The 16,771-nt window shown below is 59.8% G+C and carries 14 protein-coding genes; 5 read left to right on the plus strand and 9 right to left on the minus strand.

Annotation, left to right across the window (positions count from 1 at the left end; genetic code table 11):
* Window positions 1-174 precede the first annotated feature (174 nt).
* The 3 genes from PL599_RS08875 to PL599_RS08885 form a co-directional block, all read right to left on the minus strand.
* Window positions 175-1,713: an ABC transporter substrate-binding protein gene (locus tag PL599_RS08875; protein WP_244614254.1), complete on the minus strand. Its 1,539-nt coding sequence runs from the start codon at window positions 1,711-1,713 to the stop codon at window positions 175-177.
* A gap of 124 nt (window positions 1,714-1,837) precedes the next feature.
* The gene (locus PL599_RS08880; protein WP_271358990.1) at window positions 1,838-2,818 is read right to left on the minus strand and encodes a mannonate dehydratase; all 981 of its coding nucleotides are present in this window, start codon (window positions 2,816-2,818) and stop codon (window positions 1,838-1,840) included.
* A 67-nt stretch (window positions 2,819-2,885) separates the two neighbouring features.
* Entirely contained in the window at window positions 2,886-3,599 is a 714-nt protein-coding gene (locus PL599_RS08885; protein ID WP_077983450.1) for a FadR/GntR family transcriptional regulator, read from the minus strand.
* A gap of 206 nt (window positions 3,600-3,805) precedes the next feature.
* On the opposite strand from PL599_RS08885, the gene PL599_RS08890 reads away from it, so the two are divergent.
* The 4 genes from PL599_RS08890 to PL599_RS08905 all read left to right on the plus strand — a co-directional run bounded on the left by PL599_RS08890 (window position 3,806) and on the right by PL599_RS08905 (window position 7,296).
* Complete coding sequence (locus PL599_RS08890; RefSeq protein WP_077983451.1) at window positions 3,806-4,834, plus strand: ABC transporter permease; 1,029 nt, start codon at window positions 3,806-3,808, stop codon at window positions 4,832-4,834.
* Window positions 4,835-4,899: 65 nt separating this feature from the next.
* A complete protein-coding gene (locus PL599_RS08895; protein WP_374638333.1) occupies window positions 4,900-5,730 on the plus strand; it encodes an ABC transporter permease in 831 nt (276 codons plus the stop codon).
* Window positions 5,717-6,562, plus strand: coding sequence for an ABC transporter ATP-binding protein (locus tag PL599_RS08900; RefSeq protein ID WP_217003952.1), 846 nt, complete (start codon window positions 5,717-5,719; stop codon window positions 6,560-6,562). The genes PL599_RS08895 and PL599_RS08900 overlap by 14 nt, the downstream gene beginning before the upstream one ends.
* Complete coding sequence (locus PL599_RS08905; protein ID WP_271358992.1) at window positions 6,559-7,296, plus strand: ABC transporter ATP-binding protein; 738 nt, start codon at window positions 6,559-6,561, stop codon at window positions 7,294-7,296. The genes PL599_RS08900 and PL599_RS08905 overlap by 4 nt, the downstream gene beginning before the upstream one ends.
* Before the next feature lie 96 nt (window positions 7,297-7,392).
* On the opposite strand, the gene PL599_RS08910 is transcribed toward PL599_RS08905, so the two are convergent.
* From PL599_RS08910 to PL599_RS08935, 6 genes are read right to left on the minus strand one after another with little or no spacing between them, the layout of a single operon-like run.
* Complete coding sequence (locus PL599_RS08910; protein WP_173991618.1) at window positions 7,393-8,445, minus strand: ABC transporter ATP-binding protein; 1,053 nt, start codon at window positions 8,443-8,445, stop codon at window positions 7,393-7,395.
* 17 nt (window positions 8,446-8,462) lie between these two features.
* Complete coding sequence (locus PL599_RS08915) at window positions 8,463-9,305, minus strand: carbohydrate ABC transporter permease (protein ID WP_077983456.1); 843 nt, start codon at window positions 9,303-9,305, stop codon at window positions 8,463-8,465.
* Window positions 9,295-10,227, minus strand: coding sequence for a carbohydrate ABC transporter permease (locus PL599_RS08920; protein WP_271358993.1), 933 nt, complete (start codon window positions 10,225-10,227; stop codon window positions 9,295-9,297). Before PL599_RS08920 ends, PL599_RS08915 begins: the two co-directional genes overlap by 11 nt.
* 10 nt (window positions 10,228-10,237) lie before the next feature.
* Window positions 10,238-11,509, minus strand: coding sequence for an ABC transporter substrate-binding protein (locus PL599_RS08925; protein ID WP_271358994.1), 1,272 nt, complete (start codon window positions 11,507-11,509; stop codon window positions 10,238-10,240).
* A 49-nt stretch (window positions 11,510-11,558) separates the two neighbouring features.
* Entirely contained in the window at window positions 11,559-13,160 is a 1,602-nt protein-coding gene (locus PL599_RS08930; RefSeq protein WP_271359045.1) for an FAD-dependent oxidoreductase, read from the minus strand.
* 5 nt (window positions 13,161-13,165) lie between these two features.
* Complete coding sequence (locus PL599_RS08935) at window positions 13,166-14,236, minus strand: LacI family DNA-binding transcriptional regulator (protein ID WP_271358995.1); 1,071 nt, start codon at window positions 14,234-14,236, stop codon at window positions 13,166-13,168.
* Window positions 14,237-14,510: 274 nt separating this feature from the next.
* Here PL599_RS08935 and PL599_RS08940 point away from each other — a divergent pair, with 274 nt between their 5' ends.
* Window positions 14,511-16,577 (plus strand): ATP-dependent helicase, encoded by a 2,067-nt coding sequence (locus PL599_RS08940; protein WP_271358996.1) that lies wholly within the window; start codon window positions 14,511-14,513, stop codon window positions 16,575-16,577.
* The last annotated feature ends 194 nt before the right edge of the window (window positions 16,578-16,771 follow it).

Here is a 16,771-nt window from a genome sequence, read left to right on the forward strand (position 1 = left end):
AAACCCCCTGAAATTGTGGGATGAGGGCGGCAATCGCCTGTTGCCGCTTTGCTTCGTGAGCGCAAAGCGCCGGATGAACCTTGCAGCGGAAGCCTTCCGGGGCATGGGCCCAAAACCTCATAAAAACGGGCGGTAAAACCGCCCGTCACTTGTTGCAAAGGCTGTCGTTTGTCCTCAGTCCTTCGTTACGTTTTCAAGCCGCGTCGTCTGGCTGGGATGCCCCACATAATCCTTCACACGCGCATTCAGCACGATCGGCTCGAACCTCTCAAACATCGGCAGCACTGCCGGTTTCTGGGCGACGAACATTTCCTGCATCTGCGTGTAGATTTCGCCACGCTTCTTGGCATCGGGTTCCAGCGACGCCTTTGCCGTGAGCGCCGTCAGTTCCGGAATGTCCCAGGCCGAGCGCCAGACAAAATTACCGGCATTGTTGGCGGCCAGCGAATTATCGGGGTTGGACGAAAACTGCTCCATCGAGCCCAGCACATTCGGCATGTAGGCGCCGGTCTGCGGAATGAGCAGATCGAAATCCCGCGCGCGGTGGGCGGCAATAACCTCCGAACCGTTCCCCTGCTGGATGTTGACCTTGATGCCGATCTGGCTGAGCGAGGCCTGGATGGCAGTGGCGAGATCGATGCGCGGCGTCTGCGCAATCGTTTTCAGAGTGAGCGTGAAGCCGTTCTCATAACCGGCCTCCTTGAGGAGAGCCTTCGCCTTCTCCACATCGAGCTTCCAGTCAGGGCTCGCAATGGCGTATTCGAAGTTTTGCGGCACCGGCACCGTGCGCGCCTTGCCATAAGGACCCATGATGGTCTTTTCCATGCCCTTGTAGTCAATGCCATAGGCAATCGCTTCGCGGACCTTTGGGTTGGACAAAGGCTCCTTGCCGGCATTCATGGACAGGACGTAAAAGCCGCCCGTCGGCACACGCTGGATCTGGAAACCCTCCTTGTTGTTGAAGGTTGCAAGGTCTGCAGCCGTTAGCGCACTGGCGATGTCGATATCGCCGCGCTCCAGCATCAGGCGCTCAACCTGGCTTTCCGGCACATGCCGCACGATGACGCGGCGCATTTTCGGGCTACCGGCCACGTAGTTCTTGTTGGCCTCGAGAATGATGATCTCATTGGGCGACCAGCGATTGAGCGTAAAGGGACCGGAACCGGCGGAATTGGTTCTCAGCCAGCCATTGCCCCAGTCGCCATTGCTTTCATGCGACTTGAGTTCCTTGCTGTCGACGACGCTGGCGATGACCATGGCCAGACGATAGAGGAGCAGTTCGGAGGTCGTCTCGCCGGAAAGATCGAGGCGAACCGTCTTTTCATCGGGTGCGCTGACCAGCTTGTCGATATTATCGGCGTTATAACCCACGCGCTTCAGATTGGCGGCCGCGGCCTGGTTCATTTTCAGCAGGCGAGTGAGCGAATAGACGACGTCGGCCGAGGTTACGGGATTGCCCGAAGCGAAATTGGCCTCGCGCAGATGAAAGGTGATGCCCTTGTCATCCGTCTCCCAACGCTCGGCAAGCTGCGGGGAAACCTTGCCCGAACCATCGACGGAAATCAGACGGTCATAGAGATTGGCCATGATTTCATTGGCCTTTGCCTCCGTCGCCTGGTGCGGATCAAGAGACAGGACCTGCGCCAGCGACGTTCCAATGACCAGCTGATCGTTGGGGGTTTTGGCCGCAACGGGCGATCCCTGCACGAGCATTGCGCCCAGAACGGTGGTGAATGCGAGACGGATTAGTGTTCTTTTCATACCTGCTCCTCCTACAGATCGGTAATTCATGTTCAGGAAAAAGCCGCGACGCCGGGTGCGCCGCGAGCCGGAATGGTCAAAGATGATTGTTATCAAGCGCTTCGATCAGGGCCGCGATGTAGCCGTAACAGAAGGCGAAAGCGACGCCGACGGGATCGCGCCCGGCAATCGTCGGTACATGGTCCGGCATGATCATGTAGCGATAACCGAGCTCATGATAGAGTTTCAGCGACCGCACCATGTCCATGTCGCCCTCATCGGGGAATGTCTCCATGAAGGAGAGCTTGCCGCCGCTGATGTTGCGGAAATGGACGTTGAAAATCTTGTCGCGACTACCGAACCAGCGAATGATGTCGTCGATCTCCTCGCGCGGATTATCGAGCATCTCGCCGATCGACCCCTGGCAGAAATTCAGGCCGTGATAGGGGCTCTCGCGCATCTGCACGAATTTCTTCAGCCCCTCGACCGTGCCGAGAACGCGTGTCACCCCCTTGTAACCCGGCGGGGTATAAGGATCGTGCGGATGGCAGGCGAGACGCACCTTGTTGCTTTCAGCCACCGGCACCACGCGCTCGAGGAAATAGTCGATGCGTTCCCAGTTCTCATCTTCGGAAAGGACGCCAGCGAGGCCCGGCGCGGCATCATGGTCCGCCTTGTCCCAACGCCAGGCTTCATTGAGCGAACCGCCACGTCCGCGCTCCATTTCCGTGCGCGGAATGCCGATGAGGTTGAGATTGTATTTCGCGGCAGGGATTCCTGCCCTGGCGATATTTTCGATCATCGCGCAGACGGCATCGATCTGCCGGTCGCGATCCGGCCCGGCAAGCAGGATATCGGGATAGGACGCCTCTTCAATGGGCCGCGATGGCAGGGGCAATTGCACCATGTCGAGAACGAGGCCAAAGCTTTCGACCTTGTCACGGTGACGCTCGAAGTCCTCGAAAGTCCAGCTCGCGGGCTTTCCGGGCGGATCCGCGTTGATATTTTTGACGCCAAGCTGCGCCCAAACCTTGAAATCCTCATCATCGCGCGCAGCAACCTGGGTGCCGACATACATCGATTCTCTCCTCTCTCCATGCAAGTCATCATATGACATCGCATGAAATAAGATGAGTGTCGAGATGCTATTGCGCTTCCGACAGCAACCTGTATCGACGCTGGCTGGCAAGCATATGTTCGCGCATGGCTTTTCGCGCCGCATCCGGGTCCTGTTCGACGATGGCGCGCAGGATTGCCTCGTGCTCGGCCTGCACTTTGCGAAGATAATTCGCATCACCAGTTTCCGGCAGCGTCGGGAATTGCCCACGCGGTATCGAGCGCGAGCCGAACTGACGCAGAGCCTCCAGATAAAAGCGGTTGTTGGTGGCGATCGCGATGGCCGTGTGGAACTCGTAATCGGCATCGACGGTGGTTTCACCCGCATCGATGGCGCGGGCCATTTTCCGGTGCGCTGCAGAGATTGCGGCCTCCTGCTGGGCGGTGCGGCGATAGGCGGCGATTGCGGCCGCCTCCCCTTCGGTCGCAAGCCTGAACTCCAGCATTTCCAGCGTTTCCGCGATGGTGCCGACTTCGGTTTGCGTCAGCTTCACGCCGGCCCACTCACTGGCGTTGCTGACAAAAACCCCCTTGCCCTGGATGGGAACGACATAGCCGGCAGAACGCAAATCCGCGATCGCCTCGCGAACCACGGTGCGGCTCACGCCATAGCTGCGCTCAAGCTCCGGTTCGGTGGGAAGCTGATCCCCATTCTTCAGTTTTCCACTGCGAATTTCTGCGCTGAGATTATCGATGATCTGTTGCGCCCGCCTCTCCCGCGGCCTCGCTTTGTCGCCCATCATGCCACTCTTCCCTCTTGCAGAATACGAATCCCTTCGTTACTCATATGATGACATGACCGCACATCATATGTTTTCATGTTAACTCAGGGAGGAGTTGGGATGAAGTACCATCGAGAGTTTTTGCAAAGGAGAATTGCGCGTCTGCGGCGAGCGGCGTGCAATACCCTGGCCGCTGACGGCTTTCTTACAGGGAAGTGCGGCCAGCAATGACGGAGATCTCACTGCGCGGGCTTGGACATCGTTTCCTGCAACTGATCGTCAGCCTCTTCATTCTTCTGTGCATCACCTTCATCATCGGCCGGGTCATGCCGACCGATCCGGTTGGTGCCATCGTCGGCGAACTTGCCGACCCCAAGGCCTACGAGGCCATGCGGGCGCGGCTGGGGCTCGACCTGCCGCTTTACCAGCAATTTTTCATCTACCTGCGCGGACTGCTGCATGGCGATTTCGGCATTGCTATCCTCACCGGCAACCCGGTTACCCGCGATCTGGCGCAGGCCTTTCCCGCCACCTTTGAACTTGCCACGCTAGCGATCATCATCTCGACGGTCATCGGCGTCCCACTCGGTCTTGCCGCCGCGCTCTTCCGCGACACCTTCATCGACAAGTTCGCGCGCGTTTTTGCGCTTGTGGGGCATTCGATACCGGTCTTCTGGTTCGGCATCGTCGGGCTGGTGATCTTTTACGCGAACCTCAACCTTGTCGCCGGGCCCGGCCGGGTCGACGTCTTCTACGAAGGCATTGTCGAGCCGAAGACGGGGTTGATGCTCGTCGACAGCCTGCTTGCGGGCGAGACGGAAATCTTCTGGAACGCGCTTGGGCATATCATCCTGCCGGCCATCATCCTCGCCTATATGGCCATGGCCTACATCACCCGCATGACGAGGGCATTCACCCTTGAACAGCTCAGCCAGGACTATGTCATCGCAGCACGAGCGAAGGGCGTCAGCCCGGCACGCACCATAACCCGTCATGTACTGCCCAACATCGCCGTGCAGCTCATCACCGTTCTGGCTATCTCCTACGGCAACCTGCTGGAAGGCGCCGTGGTGACCGAGATCGTTTTTTCCTGGCCCGGCATCGGCCAGTACATGACGAATGCGCTGCTCATCGGCGATATGAATGCGATCCTCGCCGCCACAATCGTCATCGGCTTCATATTCATGTTGCTCAACTTCCTTGCCGATCTGGCCTACACCACGCTTGATCCCCGTACACGGGAGGCTGCACGATGACTGATATCGCGCATAACAATACCGTTGATCGCCCCGGCACCCTGTCGCGCCTCTCGACCACCACCATGCGGACGCTTCGTAAGCTCGCAGACGAACCGCTTGGCATGTTCGGCTTCGCCATTCTGGCCATTCTGGTCGTGGTTGCCATTTTCGCGCCACTCATTGCACCCTACGATCCTGCGCGCCAGGCGCTCGAAAACGCGCTCCAGCCTCCCAGCTGGGTGCATCTGGCCGGAACCGACGAATTCGGTCGCGACATTTTCAGCCGACTCGTCTACGGCACCCGCATCACCATCCAGACGGTGCTGTCGGTCTCGGTCATCGTCGGTCCGATCGGCCTTGCCATCGGCGTCATGGCCGGCTTCTTTGGCGGGCGCACCGACGCGATCCTGATGCGTGCCACGGATATTGTCCTGTCCTTCCCGTCTCTCGTACTGGCACTTGCTTTTGCGGCCGCCATGGGCGCCGGTCTCGGCACGGCAATCATTGCGATCTCGCTCACCGCATGGCCGCCGATTGCGCGTCTTGCCCGCGCGGAAGCGCTTGTCGTGCGCAATACCGACTATGTCGCCGCCGCCCGTCTCTATGGCGCCTCGCCGATGCGCATCCTGTTTTTGTACATTGCGCCGATGTGCATTCCCTCGGTCATCGTTCGCCTGACATTGAATATGGCCGGCATCATCCTGACCGCCGCTTCACTGGGCTTCCTTGGCCTGGGAGCCCAGCCGCCGCTTCCGGAATGGGGCGCGATGATCTCCAGCGGCCGCAAATTCATGCTCGATTACTGGTGGGTCGCCGTCATGCCCGGCATCGCCATCCTGCTGACGAGCCTTGCCTTCAACATCGCCGGCGATACGCTGCGCGACCTTCTGGATCCGCGTCATGCCCGTTCCTGATAGCTCCCCCATCCTTTCGGTCCGCGACCTCAATGTCCGTTTTGGCCGCAACACCATTCCTGCCGTGTCCAACGTCAATTTCGATGTCGGGCGAGAAAGGGTCGGTATCGTCGGTGAATCCGGCTCCGGCAAATCCACCACCGGCCGGGCCGCCATGCGGCTTTTGCCGAAAAGCGCAACGGTGACGGCAGAGAGAATGGATTTTCTCGGCGAACCGCTGCTTTCAAAATCCGAGCGGCAAATGGGCGCGATCCGCGGCAGCGAGATGGCGCTGATCATGCAGGACCCGCGTTATTCGCTCAACCCGGTGCTGCCCATCGGCAAACAGGTGGCGGAGGCCGCCGAACTGCATCTGGCGCTGACCGGCAAGGCGGCGAGAGATGCAGCGTGCGACATGTTGCTGCGTGTGCGCATCAACGATCCTGATCGTGTCATGGCGCTTTATCCGCACCAGATATCGGGCGGCATGGGCCAGCGTGTGATGATCGCCATGATGCTGCTCGCCAAGCCGAAACTCGTCATCGCCGATGAGCCGACCTCGGCCCTCGATGTCAGTGTGCGCAAGGATGTGCTCTTGCTGCTGGACGAGATGGTGCGCGAGAATAATTCCGGACTCATTCTTATCAGCCATGACATCCGCATGGTCGCGGCCTTCTGCGAACGAGTACTGGTCATGTATGGCGGGCGCGTCGTGGAGACGCTGACGAAGCTGGAAGATGCGCAACATCCCTATACGCGGGGCCTGATCGCGGCCATGCCCGATCCCCGCAATCCGGTGCGGCGTCTCAAGGTGCTGGATCGTCAGGCAATCGATGCGGAGGTGATGGGATGATCACGGTAGACAAGCTCGACGTCGTCTACGGCGTAAAGGAAAAGAGCAATCACGTCGTGCGCGGCGTCAGCCTCACGGTCAACAAGGGGGAAACCCTTGGCATCGTCGGCGAAAGCGGCTGCGGCAAGTCCACCTTGTTGCGCTCGCTGGCTGGGCTGGAGGCCGGCTGGACCGGCTCCATCAGCTTTAATGGCAAACCGGTCGGCAAGACCCGCAGTCGCGACGAACTGAAACTGGCCCAGATGGTGTTTCAGGATCCCTACGGTTCGCTGCACCCGCGCCACCGCATCGGCCGGGCTCTCGCCGAACCGATCCGCGCCATGGGGCTTGGCGACGGCTGGTCGAAGGTTCCGGCCGCCCTGCAGCAGGTGGGTTTGCCCGCACATTTCGCCGAGCGTTTCCCGCATGAACTTTCCGGCGGCCAGCGCCAGCGCGTGGCGATCGCCCGCGCGCTGATCCTAGAACCGCCGATCCTGCTGCTCGACGAGCCGACATCCGCACTCGACGTCTCCATTCAGGCGGAAATCCTGAACCTGCTTGCCGACCAGCGCGAAGAACGCGACCTGACCTTTGTTCTCGTCAGCCACGACCTCGCGGTGATCGCCCATATGTGCGACCGCGTTCTGGTGATGCAGAACGGCGTGTTTGTCGATGAGTTGACCAAGGCCGACCTTGAAGCGGGTATTACCCATGCCGCCTATTCAGGCGAGCTGTTCGAAAGCAGTTTTCTTTGAAATGACCGGTCGCGATGACGGCAACGCCTGAAGCACGGTCGAGCTTTCCCGGACATGCCCGGCATCTGCGGCTCCTAACCGCCGCAGATGCCAAAGTCAGTTCAGCCGATTGCCGTTCTCATCCGAGAACAGATGAATTCCGTCCAGAGCCGGTGAAATTCTTATCTCCTCGCCGACCGCCTGTCCTATACGTTCGCGAAAGACGCCGAGCACCCGTGAACCACCGAGTGTCATGGTGACCTGCGTTTCAGATCCCAGTGGTTCGACGAGCAGGATCTCAGCGGACACGCCGGAAGGGTCAAGCGCGAAGTGCTCCGGGCGGATGCCATAAGTGGCCCCTCTCCCCGCAAGAGCTGCGGCAGCGGCCGGCAGCGGCAGGACCACACCGCCGGTTTCAAAACCGGCTTGCGATATCACGCCAGGCAGGAAATTCATGGAGGGTGAACCGATGAAGCCGGCAACGAACTGGTTTGCCGGACGGTCGTAAAGTTCAAGCGGCGTGCCGACCTGCTCGACCCGGCCGCCATTCAGGACCACGACCCTGTCCGCCATCGTCATCGCTTCCACCTGGTCATGCGTCACATAGATCGTGGTGGTCTTCAGCTTCTGGTGCAGCGCCTTGATCTCGCCGCGCATGACGACGCGCAGTTTCGCATCGAGATTGGACAGGGGTTCGTCGAACAGGAACACCTGCGGATTGCGAACGATAGCCCGGCCCATGGCAACACGCTGGCGCTGGCCGCCTGAAAGCTGGCGCGGATAACGGTCGAGCAGCTGTGTAAGGCCAAGGATTTCGGCAGCCCAGTTCACTTTCTCGGCGATGTCCTGCTTGCTCGAACCCCGATGCTCCAGCGAAAAACCCATATTGCTGGCGACCGTCATATGCGGATAAAGAGCGTATGATTGGAACACCATGGCGATATCGCGGTCCTTCGGGTCGAGATCGTTGACGATCCGCTCACCGATCCTGAGTTCACCACCCGTGATCGTTTCAAGACCGGCGACCATCCGCAGCAGGGTCGACTTGCCGCAGCCGGAGGGGCCGACAAGAACGACGAATTCGCCATCCTCGATATCGAGATCGACGCCGTGAATGGTTTTTACCGCGCCATAGCTTTTGCGGATGTCGGACAGGGAAACATTAGCCATCGATTAAATCCGGTTCTTCAGCCCTTGAGGCCGGTATGGGCGAGGCCTTCGACGAACTGCTTCTGGGCAATCACGAAGACGATGAGCACGGGCAGCGCCGTCAGCGTTGCTGCGGCAAGCTGGATATTCCACATCGGTCCGCCATAGGCGTCGGTATATTGGGTCAGCGCCTGCGGCAGCGTGAACATCTCGGCGCTGGAGAGAAAGACGATAGGCTCGAGGAACAGGTTCCAGGAGTGCAGGAAGGTGAAGATCGCGACCGAGGCCAGCGCCGGTTTGGCGAGCGGCAGTGCGATCTTGCGGAAAATCTTGAAGCGCCCGAGACCATCGACGCGCGCCGCCTCTTCCAACTCGCCTGGAAGCGTCACGAAAAACTGCCGCATGACGAAGGTGGCAAAGACACTGGGCGCGCCGAAGATCGGCACGAGGATGAGCGGCCAGTGCGTGTTGACCATGCCCGCCTTCAGAAACATCTGAAACAGCGGCACGATCGTCACCTCCGACGGAATGAGCAGGCCAAGCAGCACGATCATGAAGATTGCGTTGGAACCCGGAAACCGGATCCGCGCAAAAGCATATCCCGCCATGGAGGAAATGATCATGGTTCCCACTGTCACCACAGCGGCAATATAGGCAGAATTCCAATATTGCCGCACGAAAGGCTGCAGCTCGAAGACCTTCGAATAGGTCGTCCAGTCATAGCTCTGCGGGATGAGCTGCGGCGGGAAGGCGAAGATGTCGCTGATGGGCTTGATGGACGAGGTCACCATCCACCAGGTCGGAAAGACGAAGGGGATCAGCAGCACGCACAACAGCCCGTAGAGAGCCACCTGCATACGGGGGGAAAGGTCAGCTTTCATAAAAGACGATCCTTTTGCGCATCTGCCATTGGGCGAAGGTCAATACCGCGACGATCAGGAACAGCAGGATGGAAAGCGTGGAGCCATAACCGAAGAAATGGAACTGGAAGGCCTGCTGGTAGAGATAATAGACCAGCACCGTGGTCGACAGACCCGGACCGCCCTGGGTCAGGACAGCGATCTGCGCAAAGACCTGCAGCGAGCCGACGATGGTGATGATCGAGGTCAACAGAATCGTCGGACTGATCAGTGGCAGGGTAATGCGACGAAACTGCTTGAAGGCCGGCGCACCATCGATGCGGGCCGCCTCATAGAGTTCCTTCGGCACGCCCTGAAGTGCCGCCAGAAACAGGATCATGTTAAGCCCGACATTCTTGAAGACCTGCACGACGATGACGGAAATCATCGCAGTCGTTTCCTCACGCAGCCAATTTGGGCCTTCGATGCCGATCATCAGCAACATGCCGTTGATGCCGCCGTTCTTCTGCAGCAGGAAACCCCAGACGATCGTCCAGGCAACCAGCGACACGACGACCGGCGAGAAGAACAGGGTCCTGAAGATGGCAATGCCGGCCAGTTTCTGGTTCAGCAACACGGCCAGAAGCAGCGCCAGCGACAGGTTGAACACGACTAGCCCGGCGGAGAAGATCGCGGTCGCGCCCAGCACCTCACGAAGATTGCCGTCCTCCATCAACATCCGGTAGTTCTGGGCGCCCGTATAGGTGAAGGTGTTGGCCAGCACATTCCATTCATGCAGCGAATACCAGAACACCAGCCCGAGCGGGATCAGCACGAAAATGATAATCCCGATCAGTTGCGGGGCAATGAACAGGAAGCCTGCAAGGCTGTCGCGCCGCGCGATGGTCCAGAACGCCGACACCGGGCGATCTGGACGACGGGTAACTTCCTGCGCGACAGCCATCGTTTCCTCCTCAGCGCTTCAAGAGCGGCCCGATCTGGCCGCAGATTTTTTGAAGCGCCCCGGCGACATCGGCCTGCGGCCGCCAGACCGCGTCGAGGTTTGAACGCACCATCTGCTGGATCTGGGCAAAACCGGTGTGGCCGGGCATGACCTTGCCGGTCGCGATGCCCGATATGACGACCTTTTCAATCTGCTCCTCGCTGAGCAGCGGATTGGTCTTTTTCAGCACCTGCGCATTCAGCAAAGACTTGCGCGCCGAAGGGAAGAACTGGCTGAGCTTGGCGGAATTTTCCGGATTGGTCATGTAAGCCACGAACTCCGCCGCGGTCTGCGCATTCTTGCCGGACTGCATGACGCCGATGCCCGCCTGGCCGATCAGCGCATAATCTCCAGCTGGGCCTTTCGGAAGAGGCACGAGGTCCCAACCGAACGGCTTGTCCTTCGGCAGAAGCGAGGCGCGGCTGATCTGTGTAATCGTCATTGCCGCATTGCCTGCAAAGAAATCGACCGTCTCGCCGGGACCAGGAATGGCCTTCTTGTCGAAGATGGCGTCGTGGATGAACGAAATGGCATCCGCCATCGGCTTTTCCGCCATGGTGCAGGTTGCGCCGTCAGCGCTCCAGGGGGAAGCACCCCAACCATTCCAGACCGAGGTGAGATATTGCCAGCTCTGGTAATTGAAATCGCGGACGACAAGCCCGCCCTTACCGGTCTTGGCGACAGCCGAGGCCGTGGCGATGGCGTTTTCCCAGGTCCATTCGCCGGCAGCGATCATGTCGGCAGGGGTTTTGGCGCCGGCGGATTTTATGAGATCGTTGTTGACGAAGACGGCGAAGGGTGACGTCGAGAACGGATAGGCGTAAAGCGTACCGTCCTGCGACCAGCGTTCCGTGGCCCCGGCGCTGACTTCCTCAAGATTATAGCCTGGCGCGGCCTTCAGCGTGTCGGTGAGCGGGTAGAGCGCGCCGGACTTGACGAAGTCATAGGCCGACGTCTCGAAAATCCAGGCCATGTCAGGCGGGTTGCCGCCCGCGATCTGGGTGGTGAGCGCCGTCGTGTAGGTATCAAATGGCAGGGACTCATAGGTCACGCTGACATTTGGATGATCCTTTTTAAAACCCGCTGCGATATCGTTGAAGAGCTTCAGATGCGCCTCATTGGCGCTCCAGATCGTCATGCGCAGATTGACTGCATCCTGCGCTTTGGCAGCACCGCCAAGCGTAAACGAGCCGATAAGCGCAAGCGCACAGGCCGTGGATTTCAGTTTAAAACGATTGTTCATTCCCGGTCCTCCTCCAAAGATGGGTTCGATCAGACGGCAAACCGCCGTCCTAGTATGCTGCGATATCCGGCCAGCGAATCTCGATGCCCTCGCGGGTCAGTTGCGCCTGGAAGGCGTGCAGGTGCTCGTCGTCTTCCTGCACCTGGTGCGGCGTGAGGCCATTCTCCAGGCAATGCGCCGCGAGCATTCCCGCCACTTCGCCAATGTTCCATTCGACCGGATGCAGGCGGTAGCAACCGTTGGTGATATGCGTCGTGCCGATGTTCTTGCCGGCCGGGATGAGGTTTTTCACCCGCTCAGGGATCATCGCGCCGAGCGGAATTTCAAACGGGCAGGACGGCACGTCGATATAGTTGTCGCCGCCGGTGGATGGATGCAGATCGATGCGATACATGCCGATGCCGATGCTGTCGCGATAGCGGACAGCGCCTCTTTCACCGCGAACCGTGTAGGACAGGTCCTGCTCGACAATGCGCGTTACCGGCTTGATACGGCGGCTTTCGCGAATATAGGGCGCCATGGCGAGCCCATGGTCGGTGCCGGTGATATCGCCGCGCAGCCGCAGCCCGCGGAACCCCTGCCCACCATCGAAACGCGGCGCTTCCGTCTGCAGCCAGTAGAACACCGAATAGGAAAGATCTGCCGCCGCCTTCAGATGTCGCTCCTTTTCCTCTTCCGACACGTCGATAATCGTGCCGTCCATGTAATCGATCATCGGCCAGTTCACGAGGCAGATATCCGACTGGTAGAAGCCGGGCGCAAAGTTTTTCCGCGCCGCAATGCGCCGGAAAATCCACAGGTTCTCATCGCCGCCGCCTTTGCGCTGGTCGGCGTCGACCAGAAGCGGATCGTCATCGGGATTGGGCGTGAAGGAGCGGGTGGTGTGCTCCAGCGTGCGTGGGTTTGGCGCGGTAAAACCAAGGAGCGGCCCGCCCCAGAAATGCGGCTGGTAAGAGCGCCAGTAATCGTAATTCTCGGGTTTGTCGATTGTCTGGTCGCCATCGACATGGTCAATGGCAAAGCAGATCGAGACAGCCTGCACATTGTCGGGTTGGGCTTCCGCCGGCGCGCTGGGTTCGCCTGTATCTGACTGCGCCTCAAATCCCTTGGTATATTCCGTGCCCGTCATCGGAAGCAGATCGCCAAGTTCGGTGGCGTCGAGAACGTAATCGGCGGAAATGGAGATTTCAGCACCACTGTCACGATGGCGAACAGTCACCGAGCGAACCCTGTCGCCGTCCACATCGGCCGCGACGGGACGCCAAGGCTTGAGTATCGTCAGGCGACCTGCGCCAATATAGCGCATCAGCATGCTTTCCAGGACCGCAAGGCTGACACGCGGCTCGGCGCAGATGCGGCTAACCCATCCGCCGCCCGGATTAAGATCGCTCCACGCCCGCGCACCTTCCGTCAGTGGATAGTGGTCGCGATAAAATTGCCGCACACCGTTGCGCAGCGCCCGGTAAGACCGGGTGATGCCGAACTGTTCGACCCAAGTATGCTCGTCCGAAGGGACGGCCTGACTGGTCAATTGGCCGCCGATCCAGTCATATTCCTCGGTCATGATCACGCGTTTTCCGGCCTTTGCAGCCGCCAGTGCCGCCGCCACGCCGCCAAGGCCGCCACCGACCACGAGAATATCTGCTTTCATGTCTTTCACGACGTCACATCCGTTATCTTGACTGAGGACTTGTTTGCCGAACCGGTTGGGACCGGGCCCAGCGTTTCTCCCTTGACGGGTTCACATTTGAGAAGGATCTGCCCACCGGCGCTGCCGGTCTCGATGCGATTGACCAGCATTGCGGTCGCCTGCCGCCCCATCTCCTCGCGGGGAATTTCATAAGAGGTGAAGCGCACCGGGCTGCGGGCGGCCCTGATATGGCTGCCGAGTACGATCATTGAAAAAGCGTCCGGCACCACGAGCCCCCTCGCCCGCGCCAGCGCCTCGACACGCACGGCATCGGCCAATTCTATGAAGAAGGCCACTGTGGCGCCGCTCTCAAGGATCGCATCGAGTATTTTCTCAGCCGGGCGGTTGACCGCCTTGATATGCAGGGCGAGCGCGGCCACGTCTCCCAGCGCCGCGTTGAAACCCCGCCAGCGATCCGCAATCGATTCTGCCGGACCATGCGGGCCGATATAGGCAAGCTTGGTGTGCCCCAGCGCGATGGCGTCTTCGACAAGCTGACGCGTGCCCGCAGCGTAGTCACCGCCGACATAGGGAACCGGCCCACCGGCATCTTCACGCCGGCCGATCGCGACGAAGGGATAGTCTTCCGAAACCAGCCGGGCGAGTTCCTTGCGATCGAACTCGCGACCGAGAACCAGACAGCCGTCCGCAATCCTCAGCCTGTTGCCTTCCGAAAATATCTTGCGGTTATCGCCGACACCGGCGCTGGTCAGCAGCAGAAGATCGTAAGCCTGCTGCTGTGCCTCTTCTTCGATACCGAGCAGAAACGGCGTGAAGAAGTCAGCCTGCGCACTTGGGAATGCCGGCTCATAGGTGAACACGCCAAGGATGCGGTTCAGCCCTTTAGCCATTCGCCGCGCAATCGGATCGGCAACATAACCTGTCTGGCGAATGACGGCCTGCACCCTTTCCCGGGTCTCCTCCGGGATGCGGGCGATCGCTGCCGGCGCACCGTTCAAAACAAGCGACACGGTTGCCTGACTGACGCCGGCGAGCTTGGCGATATCGTTTTGGGTGAGACGTCTGTGAGTAGTCAACCGATGCCCTCCCCGACATTCGATATTTGCTAATACGTATTAGCTGCTAATGCGCATTAGCACTATTTTGGGACGCCGAGTCAAGCGATAAACTGTATCTGGCACCCCCCACACCACGGAACGGCGCGTTCAGCATTTGTTCTGGATTGCTGTTTGAGTCTTTGCTAATCATTGCAACAACGAGCAGACAGTGGCCGGATCTTCGCGACGACTGCCATCTCTGAACAGGGTTCTCATCCGTGGGGACAGGCAGGTTATCTAAAGGATTGCTGGCATGGCGGTTGCCTATCTGGAAAAGCTCAACGAACAGCAACGCAGGGCGGTCGAGCATGGCGTTGGGCTCGCTGACGGGCATACGGCCGGGCCTTTGCTGATCATCGCCGGCGCGGGTTCGGGCAAGACAAACACGCTCGCCCACCGGGTCGCCCATCTGATCGTGAACGGCGCCGATCCCCGCCGCATCCTGTTGATGACGTTTTCCAGACGTGCCGCCACGGAAATGTCGCGGCGGGTCGAGCGTATCTGCAAACACGTTATCGGGGCGAATTCTGCAATTATGACCGATGCGCTCGCCTGGTCCGGCACGTTTCACGGCATTGGCGCGCGCCTGTTGCGCATCTATGCCGAACAGATCGGTCTCAACATTGATTTCACCATCCACGACGGCGAAGATAGCGCCGACCTGATGAACCTTTCCCGGCACGAGCTGGGTTTTTCCAAAACGGAAAGCCGTTTTCCGACAAAGGGTACGTGTCTCGCGATCTATTCGCGTGTGGTGAATTCCCAGACGCCGCTCAAGGAGATATTGCGCCAGCATTATCCCTGGGTCGCCAACTGGGAGAGCGAACTCAAGGAACTGTTTGCAGCCTATGTGGAGGCAAAGCAGGTCCAGAACGTGCTCGATTACGACGATCTCCTGCTTTACTGGGCGCAGATGGTGAGCGATCCCGTTTTGGCTGATGATATCGGCAACCGCTTCGACCATGTGATGGTCGACGAATATCAGGATACCAACCGCCTGCAGGCCTCGGTGCTGATGGCGCTCAAACCCGGCGGCCGCGGGTTGACCGTGGTGGGTGACGATGCACAGTCGATCTATTCCTTCCGGGCGGCGACGGTGCGAAACATCCTCGATTTTCCGGCCTCCTTCAGCCCGGCGGCCGACATCATCACGCTTGACCGCAACTATCGCTCGACGCAGCCGATCCTTGCGGCTGCCAACGGCGTCATCGATCTGGCGCGCGAGCGGTTCACCAAGAACCTCTGGACCGAGCGGCAGTCGCTGGAGCGCCCGAAACTCGTGACAGTGAAGGACGAAACCGAACAGGCGAATTTCATCATCGACCAGATTCTCGCCAACCGCGAAACCGGCATGACGCTGAAACAGCAGGCCGTGCTGTTCCGCACCTCCAGCCATAGCGGCCCGCTCGAGGTCGAACTGACCCGCCGCAACATCCCCTTCGTCAAATTCGGCGGCCTTAAATTCTTGGACAGTGCCCATGTGAAGGACATGCTGGCCGTGCTGCGCTTCGCACAGAACCCGCGCGACCGTGTCGCCGGTTTCCGGCTGCTGCAGATGCTGCCAGGCATCGGGCCGAAGAAGGCCGGCAATATTCTCGATACGATTGCGACAGACCCCGAGCCGCTGCTTGCCCTTGCCGAAATTCCGCCGCCGCCGAAGACCGGCGATGACTGGGTGGCCTTCACGCAAATGCTGGCGGGCCTGCGACAGGCGCCGAACGACTGGCCGGACCAGATCGGGCAGGCGCGACTGTGGTACGAACCGCATCTGGAACGCATCCATGAGGATGCGGACACCCGCAAGGCCGATTTGCTCCAGCTCGAGCAGATCGCCGGCGGCTACCCCTCACGCGAGCGCTTTCTGACCGAGCTGACGCTCGATCCACCGGACGCCACCAGCGATCAGGCCGGCGTGCCGCTGCTTGACGAGGACTATCTCAGCCTCTCGACCATCCATTCGGCAAAAGGCCAGGAATGGCGCTCCGTCTTCATCCTGAATGTGGTCGATGGCTGCATTCCCTCCGATCTAGGGGTCGGCACCACCCAGGAGCTGGAGGAGGAACGCCGGCTGCTCTATGTCGCCATGACGCGCGCCAAGGACAGCCTGTCACTGATCACGCCGCAACGCTTCTTCACCGGCGGGCAGAACCAGCAGGGCGACCGGCATGTTTACGCCGCAAGAACCCGCTTCATCCCAGCGACATTGCTGCAATTTTTCGAAACGGCGACCTGGCCATTGGTGTCGGCTGCCGCTTCCGAGCGCAGCGCGCAGCAGATCCGCATCGATGTGGGTGCGCGGATGCGGGCCATGTGGAAGTAAGGCTACCGGTAATCACAACTTTCAAACCGCGCGACCGAACGAAACCGAAGCCCTGATCAATACTCGATCTCTCCCTCGTTTCGGCCCGCCGGACAATATCGGCAGGCTCGGCTTCAGGGCGTTTCCCTGCCGTCGACCATCAAAGTATGAAAACTGGCATTGGCACACGCCTTTCGCCTGCTGTTCGGCCGAAA

Origin of the sequence: Agrobacterium sp. ST15.16.055 (assembly GCF_027956555.1) — a bacterium.
In the GTDB taxonomy this organism is placed as follows: domain Bacteria; phylum Pseudomonadota; class Alphaproteobacteria; order Rhizobiales; family Rhizobiaceae; genus Agrobacterium; species Agrobacterium salinitolerans.